Origin of the sequence: Nocardioides sp. NPDC127514, from assembly GCF_040302125.1 — a bacterium.
Taxonomy (GTDB): Bacteria; Actinomycetota; Actinomycetes; order Propionibacteriales; family Nocardioidaceae; genus Nocardioides.
In genome coordinates, this window is sequence record NZ_JBEORF010000026.1 from 42427 (window position 1) to 54439 (window position 12013).

Sequence of the window (12013 nt, forward strand, 5' to 3'; positions counted from 1 at the left end):
TGGGCCAGAGAGAGGACGATCACACCCGTGCCGCACTCCCCCACCCAGGCTCGTCGCGTGCTCGCCGGCTTCGCCTTCGCCTCCCTCGGCAACGGTCTGACCCTTCCGTTCCTGTACGTCTACATGGCCCAGGTCCAGGATCTCGGGTCGTCGACCGCCGGCTGGATGTTCGCGTGGATGGGCCTGGTCGGCCTGGCGGCCGCCCCCGGTGTCGGAGCGCTCCTCGACCGCTTCGGGCCTCGCGCGGTCCTGATCGCCGCGCTGATCGTGGAGTCCGTCTCGATCGGGTCGCTCGGCTTCGTCGACGGGACCGTGCCGACGATGGCGGTGCTGGCCGGCGTGGTCGTGGGCGCCTCTCCCCTGTGGCCGGGCACGACGACTCTGCTGGCCGGGATGGTCTCGGCCGAGGACCGCGAGCGGGCCTACGGGTTCGCCTTCCTGGGGCTGAACGCGGGCATCGGCGTGGGTGGTCTGGTCAGCGCGTTCCTCATCGACGTCGCGCGTCCGGAGACGTTCCAGGTGCTCTACCTGTGCGACGCCGTCGCCTATCTCGTCTACGCCGCGGTGCTGGCCTTCCTGGTCCGCTCCCCCGCCCGGGCCGGGGAGGACGAGGCCGACAACCCGGCCGGCGGATCCTGGGGCGAGGTGCTGCGCGACCGGCGTGCGGTGGCCCTGGTCGCCTGTGGCGTGCTTGCGGTGACCTTCGGCTACGGACAGCTCGAGGCCGGCGCGACCGCCTACGCCGTCGATGTGGCCGGGGTGCCCGCGACCGCGCTCGGCTGGGCCTTCGCCGCCAACGCCGCCGTGATCGTGTGCGGGCAGGTGATCCTGCTGCGGCTCACCTCCCGGTGGCGGCGTACGACTGCACTGGCGTGCGCCGTGCTGACCTGGTCCCTGGCCTGGAGCGTGCTGGCGGCCGCCGACCTGATGCCCGTCGCCGGCGCGATCGCCGCCGTGGTGGTCGGCCTCGCGATCTTCGGCCTGGGCGAGACGCTGTGGGCGCCGATCGTGACCGGGCTGGCGAACACCATCGCCCCCGACCACCTGCGCGGCCGCTACAACGCCTCCCTCGGTCTCACCCTGACCCTCGGCCAGATCCTCGGACCGGCGCTGGCCGGCTCGCTCATCGGCAGCGGCCTCGGCCACCTGTGGGCGGTCGTCGTGATCGGCGGCACCCTCACCGCGGGCCTGGTGCTGACCCGGCTCCGGTTCCTGCTCACCGCGGCCGAGGACGGCGCCCCGGAGGCCGAGACCCTCCGGGAGCCCGTCCAGGTGGCCGGCGACTAGCCTGCCGAGCGGTATCCCAGCCGGCCGCGGGTGGCGACGATGACGATGGCGGCGCCGATCCCCGCGGCGAGCAGCACCGCGAGCTGGAACCGGTCGGCGTCGACGCCCGGGAAGAGCTCGGTGGAGGCGACCGATGCGTAGTTGTTGACGCTGGTGTGCAGCAGCATCGCCAGCGGCAGGCTCTGTCCGGTGCGGTTGAAGACCCAGGTCATCACGATCCCGAAGGTGACGCAGAAGGCCGTGAAGACGAGCGGGGCGTACCAGCGCACGTCCGGCCAGCCGGCCCAGTCGGTGAGGAAGAGCGGCATGTGCCACAGCGCCCAGATCGGGCCGAGCACGAACGCGGACCCGAGCGGTCCGACCTTCCGCTGCAGCCGGGGCAGGGCGAAGTCGCGCCAGCCCGGCTCCTCGGCGAGGCCGGTGGTGATCATCTGCAGGATGAGGCCGGGGACGTACGCCACCAGCACGATCAGCCACGCCTGCGACGGCGCCGCCATCTGCCCGCCGACGGCCTGGGTCGCGACGATGATCGTGGCCGGCACGCCGATCAGGATCCCGGCGTACCAGCGCCAGCTCGCCCGCCAGCGCCACATCCCGACGACCCAGGCCCGCAGGCCGGCCCGGCCGCCGACGAGCCCGGTGACCAGCGCGGCGCTGCCGATCGGACCGAGGTACGCGCCCGGGAGCATCCCGAGGAGCTGGCCGCCGATCATGCCGCCGGGGAAGGTGAGGTCCCAGACGCCGAGGCCGCTGTTGGACAGGACGTACGGTGTCCAGGCCAGCCAGCTCGCGGCGAGGGCCAGCACGAAGAAGGTGGAGAGCTGGTGGCGGGTGACAAAGGCTCGTAGGCCGTGATCCGGTTCGGTGACGGGCCGGGTCACGGGCTGGGTTGTGGTCATGGTCGTTCCTTTCGGCGTTGGGTCGCTTTGCTGACCTGAACCTAGGAACGGGGCCGGTCCCGTCGCGCCGGGCAAAAGAGCGAACCTCCGCACTTGCATCGAAAGATGCTGGCGACCGGGACCGGTTGCGGAAAGGATGATGGCGTGAGCGACGAGACGACCCGGATGGTGCCGCGACTGATCCCACCCGTGGTGGTCTGGCTGGTCACCACCGCACTGCTGGTGGCCGCGCCCGGCCTCGACTCGGCCGACGCCGAGATCGGCGGGAGCCCCGCGCTCGGCAGCGCGGGCTGGTGGGTGGCGCTGGTGGTGCTCACCGCCCAGGCGGTGGTGCTCCTCGAGCGGCGCTCCCGGCCACTGGCGGTGCTGCTGGTCGTGGCCGCCGCCTCGGTCGTGCTCGCGGTCAGCGGCGCGGGCGACGCCACCAGCCTCGCCTCCGCGGCCGTTCTGGTCGCGGTGTGGTCGGCGGTGACCTCGACTCCGCTCCCCCGCCGGATCCGGGCCCTGACCGGGGCGCTGACCGGGGCCGGGCTGCTGGTCGCGCTCGGCACCTGCCTGAGCCAGACGAGCATCGGCCTTCCGGTCGGCACCGCGGTCCTGGCCGGTCTCGTCCAGGGTGCGGGCGTGATCGCCGCTCCGGCGCTGCTCGCCGCCACCGTACGCGCACGCCGCGACGCACGGTCGGCCCGGACCGATCTCGCGGACGCCGTCGACCGGGAGCAGTCCGCCCAGATCGCCGCGGCGATCGCGGAGGAGCGTACGGCGATGGCCCGCGAGCTCCACGACATCGCCGCCCACCACCTGACCGGCATCGCGGTGATGACCGGCGCGGTCGAGCGGCAGATCGACACCGACCCGGCCGGCGCGAAGGAGTCCGTACGCCAGGTCCGCACCCAGAGCACTGCGATGCTGCGCGAGCTGCGTGGCCTGGTCACGCTGTTGCGGAGCCCGGGGCAGGCCGGTGAGGTGAGCGGGCACGAGCGCCTGTCCCAGCTGGGCTCGCTCGTCGACGACGCCCGTCGTGCCGGTCTCGAGGTGTCGCTCTCCCTCCTGGGGGCCGGTTCCGTCACCGAGAGCGTCGGGCCGCTCGCCCAGCTCTCCGCCTATCGCACCGTGCAGGAGTGCCTCGCCAACGCCGCCCGGCACGCGCCGGGCGCCCGTTGCGAGGTGGTCCTGGACGCCCGGGATCCGGCCGAGGTGGTGGTGACGGTGCGCAACGGGCCGTCACCGATCCCCGCTGAACCGCCGCGTCGGCGTGGCCTGGGCCTGGTCGGCATGCAGGAGCGCGCCGACCTGACCGACTCGACGCTCGAGGCCGGACCGACCACCGAGGGCGGCTGGCAGACGCGGCTGCGGATCCCCGCCACCGCGACCGCGGAGGTCGCCGGATGATCCGGGTCGTGGTCGCCGACGACCAGCCGCTGGTGCGTGCCGGGCTGCGTACGCTGCTGGAGACCGAGCCCGACATCGAGGTCGTCGCCGTGGCCGAGGACGGTGCCGCCGCGGTCGAGCGGGCGCTGGCGCTGCGGCCCGACGTGGTCTGCATGGACATCCGCATGCCCGGCCGCGACGGCATCAGCGCCACCCGCGAACTGTGCGGCCCGGACGTCGCCGACCCGATCCCGGTGCTCGTCCTGACCACCTTCGACATCGACGACTACGTCTTCGGTGCCCTCGAGGCCGGCGCCTCCGGCTTCCTCCTCAAGGACGCCGACCCCGATGCCATCGTCGCCGCCGTACGCTCCGTCGCCGCCGGCCACGGCACCCTCGACACCTCGCTGACACGGCGGGTCCTCCGCGAGGTCGTCACCCGCAGGCGTACGCAGCCCGTGACCGCAGCGCGCGCCAGCGAGTTCCTCACCACCCGCGAGCTCGACATCCTTCTCCACCTGGCTGAGGGCATGTCCAACGAGGAGATCGCCCAGGCGCTCGTCCTCGAGGTCTCCACGGTCAAGTCCCACCTGGCCCGGATGATGCCCAAGCTCGGCGTCAAGTCGCGCCTTCAGGCCGCGGTGTGGGCCTACCAGTCGGGGCTCGTCGAGCACTGACTCAGATCAGACCGGTCTCCTGCGCGACATGGATGGCGCGGGAGCGGCTGTCGACGTCGAGCTTGGTGAAGATGTGCGCAAGGTGGCTCTTCACGGTGGCCTCGGTGACGAAGAGCGTGCGCGCGATCTCCTTGTTGGTCGCGCCCCTGGCCAGGTGCCGCAGCACCTCGATCTCGCGATCGGTGAGCCGCGGCAGCGGGCTGCGCATACCCTTCAGCACCCGGGTGGCCAGGTCCGGGGCGAGGACCATGTCGCCGGCGGCGGCGCGGTGGATGCCCTGGACGATGACCTCGGGGTCGACGTCCTTGAGCAGGTAGCCGGCGGCCCCGGCCTCGATCGCACCGAGCACCTCGGCGTCGCGGTCGAAGGTGGTCAGGATCAGCACGGCCGGCGCCGGATCGAGGGCGCGGAGCGCGATCGTGGTCCGGATGCCGTCGATCCCGCTTCCCAGACGCAGGTCGCACAGCACGACGTCGGGATGGAGGTGACCGGCCAGCGTGATCGCCTCCTCGCCGGTGGCGGCCTCCCCGACGACCGTCAGGGCGTCGCCCGCCTCGATCACCGCCCGCAGGCCGCTGCGTACGACCGGGTGGTCGTCGACGAGGAGCACCGTGGTCATCGCGACCCCTCGATGTGGATCGGGAGATGCGCGGAGACGGCGGTGCCTTCACCGGGCGTGCTCTCCACGTCGAGTCCACCTCCGAGCTCACGAAGACGGGCCCGCATGAAACGCAGGCCATAGCTGGACGAGCCGGCATCGGCGTCCTGCTCCCAGGCGGCGACATCGAACCCGTCGCCGTCGTCGCTGATGTCCATACGCACCGAGTCACCGTCGTCGATCAGCGTGACCACGACCCGCGTCGCCGCGGCGTGGAGACGTACGTTCGAGAGGGCCGACTGAGCAGTGCGAAGCAGCGCGACCTCGACCTCGGTCCGCAGCAGCGGGAGCGTGTCGTCGACATGGAGCTCGGCGTGCAGCCCGGTCTCGTCCTTCGTGCGGTCGAGCATCCGCCGAAGCGCCGAGGCGAGGGCGGCGTCCTCGAGCTCGGCCGGTGCCAGGGCCTCGACGATCCGGCGTACGTCCGCGAGGCTGTCGCCCGCCAGCGCCTCGACCTGCGCGAAGGTACGTGAGGACTCCGGGTCGGTGGTGCGGTTGCCTCCGGCGTGGGTGAGGAGCCGTATCGAGGAGAGCGCCTGCGCGATGGTGTCGTGGATGTCTCGCGAGATCCGGGTGCGTTCGGCGATCGCTCCGGAGTGGCGCTGGGCGAGCAGCAGCTCGTCCTGCAGCTCGGCCATCTCCTGCTGGGCGCTCCGCAGGGACGTCACCAGCCGTTCGCGCTCGGCGGCGTCGCGGAGGAGCTGCAGGTATCCGCGGGAGATGCCGAACGCGAAGATGCCGCCGATGAGCGGGCCGAAGACGTCCGCGTAGCTGGTCGTGCCACGGTGCAGGATCGGGGCCACGACCACCACCACGAGGATCGCCGCCGAGAAGACCAGTCCCCAGCGCAGCGGCAGCAGGTGCCCGGCGAGCAGCCACAGCAGGAATGCGAGCCAGACGAACTCGTCCGAGACCGCGACCGCGGCGACCCAGATCACCGCGAAGCCGAGCAGCCACCACACCGGCAGCCGCGGCGAGCCCGTCCTGGCCGGCAGGATCGTGCCGGCGGTGTGCCACCCGAGGATCGCGAGCCCGGTGATGACCGCGGCAGGAGGCGCCACCCCCTCGCCGATCGCTCTGCTGACGCCGATCGCCGTCAGCACGACCGCGATCACGTGCTGCCCGATCTCCATCGCCCGCACCGTCGAGGCGGCGGGGGTCGGGTGCGAGGCGCCGGGCCGCCTCAGCGGCGCGTGTACGACACTCATGTGCTCGATTCTCCCCCGGCCCTCTGCAGTCGTCCCGGCCACCAGATGCGGTCGCCCACCAGGGCGAAGATCGCCGGCACGATCACCGTACGCACCACCAGGGTGTCCACGAGCACGCCCACACCGACGATCAGGCCCAGCTGTCCGAGAGTGACCAGCGGCAGCACCCCGAGAGCGGCGAAGACCCCGGCGAGGACGATGCCGGCGCTGGTGATCACACCGCCGGTGTGGGCGACCGCCTCGACCACGCCCGCCCGGGTGCCGAGCTGCCCCGCGTCCGCGCGCGCCCGGTGGACGAGGAAGATCGTGTAGTCGATCCCCAGCGCGACCAGGAACAGGAACGCCAGGATCGGCACCTGCAGGTCGAGCGCCTGCTGATCGAAGAGGACGCGGCTCAGCCAGGCCCCGGCGCCGATCGCGGCGACCGCGCTGGCGAGGTTCACCAGGAGCAGCAGACCGGGCGCCACCAGCGAACGCAGCAGGACCAGGAGCACGAGGAAGCTCACCGCGAGCACCAGCGGCGCGATCAGCAGCAGGTCGTCCTCGCTCCCCTCGGCGGCGTCCAGCTCGGTCGCGACCGCGCCGCCGACGAGTGCCTCCGCGCCCTCGATCGGGTGGACCGCCTCCCGCAGGTCGGTGATCTGGTCGAGGCTCCGCTCGGTTCCGGGCGAGAACTCGCTGGTCGCCATGATCTTCGTCGACGCCCCGTCACCGGTGACTCCGGCCGGCTGGGCGCGCACCACGCCCTCCACGTCACCCGCGACCGAGGCCACCTCAGCGGCGGCCTCGGTGTCGGCGAGGATGTAGATCGGCTGGGCCTCTCCGGGCGGGAAATGCGCCGAGAGCGTCTTCAGACCGGCGGCTGACTCGGACTGCACCCGGAACTTCTCGATCTGATCGAGCCCGACCGACGTACCGGCAAGGCCGGAGGCCATCACCGCGAGCAGCACGAGCCCACCCAGCAGGCTCGCGACCGGGCGCTTCACCACCCGCGACGCGATCGCGCGCCATGCCCGGCCCTGGTCACGCGAGTCACCCGGGCGAGGTACGAACGGCCAGAACAGTCGTCGTCCACACACCGCCAGGGCCGGTGGCAGCACGAACAGCACCGCGACCAGGGCGATCAGCAGACCGATCGCCGCGGGCACCCCCAGCCCACGGGTCATCGGGATCGTGGCCAGGACCAGGGTCAGCAGAGCGAGCACCACCGTCAGGTTGGAGGCGAGGATCGCGAGCACCGTCTTCCGCCAGGCCGTGCTCAGCGCCAGCCGGTCGTCCTCGGTCCGCTGCAGCTCCTCCCGGTACCGCGAGATCAGCAGCAGCGCGTAGTTGGTCCCCGCACCGAACACGAGGACGCTGACGACGCCGGCGTCGAACCCGAAGCCCCACAGCGCTCCCGCTGCCGCGGTGACCCGCCCGGCGAGCGCATCGGCGAGGGCGACCACGACCAGCGGGACCAGCCACAGCACCGGCGAGCGGTAGGTGATGATCAGCAGCACCGCCACGATCAGGACCGTCACCAGCAGCAGCGTGAGGTCGGCGCCGTCGAAGGCCGCGGCCGCATCAGCCCCGAACGCCGGCCCGCCGGTCACCTGCAGCACCAGCCCGTCGGGAGCCTGCGCCGCGACGTCGGCTCGCAGCGCCTTGATCACCCCCGACGTCTCGGCGTTGTCGGCCCCGACCGTGATCGGCACGGCGAGAGCCGCGGCCTCCCCGTCCTCGCTGAGCATCGGACCGGCGGAGCCCGGCGCGGCCTGCGCACCGACCTCGACGCTGAGCCGCTCGAGGTCGTCGAGATCACCGCTGGAGAGAGCGCCCCCGTCCTCCCGGGAGGCGACGACGAGCACGGACTCACGGTCGGCACCGGGGAACTCCTCCAGCAGCGCGCTCACCCGCGTCGACTCCGAGCCCGCCGGCGCCTGCCCGGTCTGCGCCGGGGCCTCCGCACCGGCGAAGGCCCCGAAGAGCACCCCCATCACGACCACCGCGAGGCCGAGCGCCACCCAAGCCCCACGGCGGGAGGTCAACCTGTCTGCGAGATGCGGACGAGCACCCGACCGCGTACGAACCAGAGAATCTGCCATGCCGACAACTCCACCAGCGGCGTCGTCCCAGATCATCGCGAGCAGGACTGAACCAGGAATCATCCATTTGGCTGATGCCGGCGGGCCGGAGCGGTCAAGGACCTGCCACGGAAGGCTTGACCGCGAGCACCGGAGAGGTGGCGTCGAGCAGGATCCGCTGGGCGGTGCTGCCGAAGACCAGCTTGCCCACCGGCGTCCGTGCGCGCAGGCCCAGGACGATCAGCCGCGCGTCGAGCCGCTGGGAGACCTGGATGACGGTGTCGCTGGGGTCACCCAGGTCTCCTCGTTCGACCTCGACCCGGCCGGCGAGCTCCGGCCACCGACCTTCGAGCTCCTCGGCGTCGGGGACCCGCTCGCCGCGCACGGCTGGCACGATGACCACGGCCTCTCCCTCTCGGGACTCGGTGACCGCGGCCGTGACGGCGGCGTGTCCGGGCGGGGTGTCGGCGTAGGCGACCACGATGGTCATCGGCGTTCCTTTCGGTTCGTGGAAGGGCGAGAGGTCGGCGCGGTCACTGCAGCAGGCCCATCGGCAGGTCGACCGGCAGCAGCGACGGCAGGGCGAGCAGCACGGCGCCCAGGACGAGGGTGTAGATGATCGCCGTACGTGGCCGGGTGCGGGCTGCGTACAGGAGGAACACCGGGGTGAACACCAGGGTCGCCGCGAGGTAGCCGCCGAGCATGACGAGGACCAGGAACGCGGCCATCGCGACAAAGGTGCGCATGGCGATCACCAGGTCGTGACGCCGGGCCAGGGCCTTGGCGTCGACCGCCTGGTCCACTCGGGTGGCGACCATCGTGGCGCCAGACCCACCCGTGGGTTCGAGGCTGTCGTCGAGCGTGTCGCGGCGGGTGTCCTGCCGCCTCGCGCGCAGCTCCTGCCAGGACAGGATGAGTGCCGCGGCGAGACCGCCGATCGCCACGAGCCGCGGCATCAGCGCGGCCTCTGCGGAGAAGGACCCACTCACCCACAGCGCGCCGGCGAAGACCAGCACCGCGACGATCGCGACGGCGAGGGACCAGGGCGTACGGGCCAGCGAACCCTCGAGCTCGTCGCCGTGCTCGTCATCGCTCTCGTGCTCGTCTCGGTGACCGTCGTCGGCAGCCCCCGAGGCTCGCCGAACCTTCTTGATCAGGGACCAGGCCAGCGGCACGATCAGCAGCGCGGCGAAGACGAGCACGCCGGGTCGCGCGACCCAGGAGGCGCCGTCGTACAGGCTGGCGGTCAGGTAGTAGTAGCGCTCCATCGGGATGGCCAGGACGAAGCCGATCAGGAACGGGGCCCGCGGCATCCCGGTGGCCTTGAGGAAGAAGCCGACCACGCCGAGGGCGACCATCACCCACAGGTCGCCGATCTGGCCACCCTCCTGGAACGCGCCCAGGAGCATCACCACGAGGAGGCCGGGCCCGAGCACGGCGAAGGGCACCTTGGTGAGCTTGGCGAGCGAGCCGGTGGCCAGGAAGCAGAGGAAGGCTCCGGCGACCGAGGCGATCGCGAACGCCCACACGATCAGGTACATGAGGTCGAGATGGTCGGTGACGATCGCCGGCCCCGGCTGGATGCCGTACGTCAGCAGCATCCCGAGCAGCATCGCCGACGGCACGCCGCCGGGGATGCCGAAGAGGAAGGTCGGGATCAGGTCACCGGCCTCGACGGAGTTGTTGGCGCTCTCCGGGCCGACGATGCCACGGGGGTCGCCCTTGCCGAACTTCCGCTTGTCCTTGGCGGTGGCCACAGCCTGCCCGTAGGCGAGCCAGGTGCCGGCGGTGGCGCCGACGCCGGGCAGCACACCGGCCCAGATGCCGATCAGCGCGCCTCGGATGACATGTGTCCAGTGGGTGAGCCACTCTCGGATGCCGGATCCCCAACCGCCGGTGAGCTCCACCGGCTTCTCGGTGACTCGTCGCTGTCCGACCCGGCTGGCGATCTCGGCGAGCCCGAACACACCCAGCGCGACCGCGACCAGGGAGATGCCGTCGCTGAGGAACAGCGAGCCGAAGGAGAACCGCTCTTCGGCGGTCGTGGGCGAGGTGCCGACGAGACCGAGCAGGAGCCCGAGCAGACCGGCGGTCAGGCCCTTGACGACGTTGCCGCGCGAGAGCACGGCGGCGAGCGAGACCCCGAGAATGGTCAGCATGAAGAGCTCCGGGCTGCCGAAGGACAGCACCAGGGGCCGAGCCAGCGGAATCGCGAGGGTGAGCCCGACCGCTCCGATCAGGCCGCCGGCCATCGAGGACAGGAAGGCGAGCGACAGGGCGCGTTTGGCCTGTCCTTGTCGCGCCATCGAGTAGCCGTCGAGCATCGTCACGCTCGCCGAGGCGGAGCCGGGCGCGCCGAGCAGGACGGCGGCGACCGTGTCTGAGGTGTGCACCACCGCCAGTGCTCCGATGAGCATCGCGAGTGCGGGTTCGGGTTCCATGCCGAACGTGATCGGAAGGAGGATCGCCACCGCGCCGGTGCCGCCGAGCCCCGGGATCAGGCCGATGACCAGACCGGCGACCACGCCGACGGCGAGCATGATGAGGAGCGAGGGATCGGCCAGGGAGGCCAGGGCAGAGAAGGCTGCGTCAGTCATGTGTCTGCCCTCAGTCGATCGTGATGTCGTAGTCGGTCTCGAGCAGCTCGAGGACGTCCTGGCGGACGCTCTCGTCCACCTGGTACGCCTCGCCGATCCGGTCGGCGAGGTCGGGTGAGGCATCGAGCGGATAGCCACCGAGCACCTCGGCGGCGGACTTCTGGAACGCGGGATCGGCACCCATCTCATCGGCCGTCGAGCGCAGCAGCTCGACCGCCTCGTCCGGTGTGTCCTCAGGCACCCAGAGCGCCTTCTGGTAGGTGTAGGTCAGCGCCAGGATGGCGCGGTAGGTCTCCAGCGCCTCGGGATCCGGCTGCTTGCCATGGAGCGTCTCGTACGCCTCCACGACGGTCGGCAGGTCCGGGAAGTTGGGATCGCGCACGATCTTCCCATCCTCGTTGACCTGCCCGAGCGAGAAGAGCGGCACCGCGGTGCCGTCCTCGACGAGCGGCTCGACCGCGGGCTCGTACGACGAGGTCGTCTGGTAGTCGATGTCGACCTCGCCGCGCTGGAGCGCGAGGTTGACCGGTCCGCGGCCCTCGAACCCGAAGGTCGAGTCGATGTCGGCCGAGAGCAGGTCGAAGGCCAGCATCGTGGTGAGGTCGAGGCTGGTCGCCGCGATGCCACCGAAGATGAGCGGCTTGTCCCGGTCGACGAGGTCCTCGATGCCGTTCACCCCGGCGCCGGTCCGGGCGTAGACCACCGCTCCGGTGCCGTTGGCCAGGACCGGCCGCAGCTTGTTGAAGTCGTAGCGCACCGCCGGCATGTCGAGGAGGTAGGGCACCACCGTCGAGGCGGTGCTGACCAGCACCTCGGTGCCGTCGGTCTTCGCCGAGGTCATGAAGTGGTTGGTGCCCAGGATCCCCTCGCCGCCGTCGTCGTTGACCGGAGCCAGGCCCGGCGAGCCGGGCACCGCCTCGGTCAGCTCGGCTCCGACGAACCGGGCCCAGGTGTCCGTGCCGCCACCCTCGGCCAGCGGGATCATCATCTCGACGGTCTCACCCGAGTAGTCGCCGTCGGCCGTGGAGGCGGCCGGGTTCAGGAAGTCCCCGCCCAGGACGGAGACGCCCACCGCCAACGCGGTGAATCCGGCGAGGACGGCTCCGGCGAGTCGTGGGGTCGGCGCAGGTCGCTCCGGCGGGTCCTGCGTCGGGCCGGCATCCTCGTCTGCGGTCGTGGCCACGTCCTCTTCTTCGACGTGCTGGGTCATGAGTTCCTCCAGGTGTAGCGAGCCTCACACGGGCATCCCGTGT

The 12013-nt window shown here is 71.7% G+C and carries 10 protein-coding genes; 3 read left to right on the top strand and 7 right to left on the bottom strand.

Annotated features, from left to right (window positions below):
- The first annotated feature begins 27 nt into the window (after window positions 1-27).
- Window positions 28-1287, top strand: coding sequence for an MFS transporter (locus ABTX24_RS20485; RefSeq protein WP_350842160.1), 1260 nt, complete (start codon window positions 28-30; stop codon window positions 1285-1287).
- Here ABTX24_RS20485 and ABTX24_RS20490 read toward each other — a convergent pair.
- Window positions 1284-2186, bottom strand: coding sequence for a CPBP family glutamic-type intramembrane protease (locus ABTX24_RS20490; protein WP_350842162.1), 903 nt, complete (start codon window positions 2184-2186; stop codon window positions 1284-1286). The two genes, ABTX24_RS20485 and ABTX24_RS20490, sit on opposite strands and share 4 nt — an antisense overlap.
- A 144-nt stretch (window positions 2187-2330) precedes the next feature.
- Between ABTX24_RS20490 and ABTX24_RS20495 the strand changes: the two genes are divergently transcribed.
- A complete protein-coding gene (locus ABTX24_RS20495) occupies window positions 2331-3578 on the top strand; it encodes a sensor histidine kinase (protein ID WP_350842163.1) in 1248 nt (415 codons plus the stop codon).
- Window positions 3575-4234, top strand: coding sequence for a response regulator (locus tag ABTX24_RS20500; protein WP_350842165.1), 660 nt, complete (start codon window positions 3575-3577; stop codon window positions 4232-4234). Before ABTX24_RS20495 ends, ABTX24_RS20500 begins: the two co-directional genes overlap by 4 nt.
- Before the next feature lies 1 nt (window position 4235).
- Here ABTX24_RS20500 and ABTX24_RS20505 read toward each other — a convergent pair whose 3' ends face one another.
- The 6 genes from ABTX24_RS20505 to ABTX24_RS20530 form a co-directional block, all read right to left on the bottom strand.
- Entirely contained in the window at window positions 4236-4853 is a 618-nt protein-coding gene (locus ABTX24_RS20505; protein WP_160021882.1) for a response regulator, read from the bottom strand.
- Entirely contained in the window at window positions 4850-6100 is a 1251-nt protein-coding gene (locus tag ABTX24_RS20510) for a sensor histidine kinase (RefSeq protein ID WP_350842167.1), read from the bottom strand. The genes ABTX24_RS20505 and ABTX24_RS20510 overlap by 4 nt, the downstream gene beginning before the upstream one ends.
- Window positions 6097-8103, bottom strand: a complete 2007-nt coding sequence (locus tag ABTX24_RS20515) for an MMPL family transporter (RefSeq protein WP_350842169.1) — start codon at window positions 8101-8103, stop codon at window positions 6097-6099. Before ABTX24_RS20515 ends, ABTX24_RS20510 begins: the two co-directional genes overlap by 4 nt.
- Before the next feature lie 175 nt (window positions 8104-8278).
- Window positions 8279-8653 (bottom strand): universal stress protein, encoded by a 375-nt coding sequence (locus ABTX24_RS20520; protein WP_350842171.1) that lies wholly within the window; start codon window positions 8651-8653, stop codon window positions 8279-8281.
- A 43-nt stretch (window positions 8654-8696) separates the two neighbouring features.
- Entirely contained in the window at window positions 8697-10760 is a 2064-nt protein-coding gene (locus ABTX24_RS20525; protein ID WP_350842173.1) for a tripartite tricarboxylate transporter permease, read from the bottom strand.
- A 10-nt stretch (window positions 10761-10770) separates the two neighbouring features.
- Window positions 10771-11970, bottom strand: a complete 1200-nt coding sequence (locus ABTX24_RS20530; RefSeq protein ID WP_350842175.1) for a Bug family tripartite tricarboxylate transporter substrate binding protein — start codon at window positions 11968-11970, stop codon at window positions 10771-10773.
- Window positions 11971-12013: the final 43 nt, after the last annotated feature.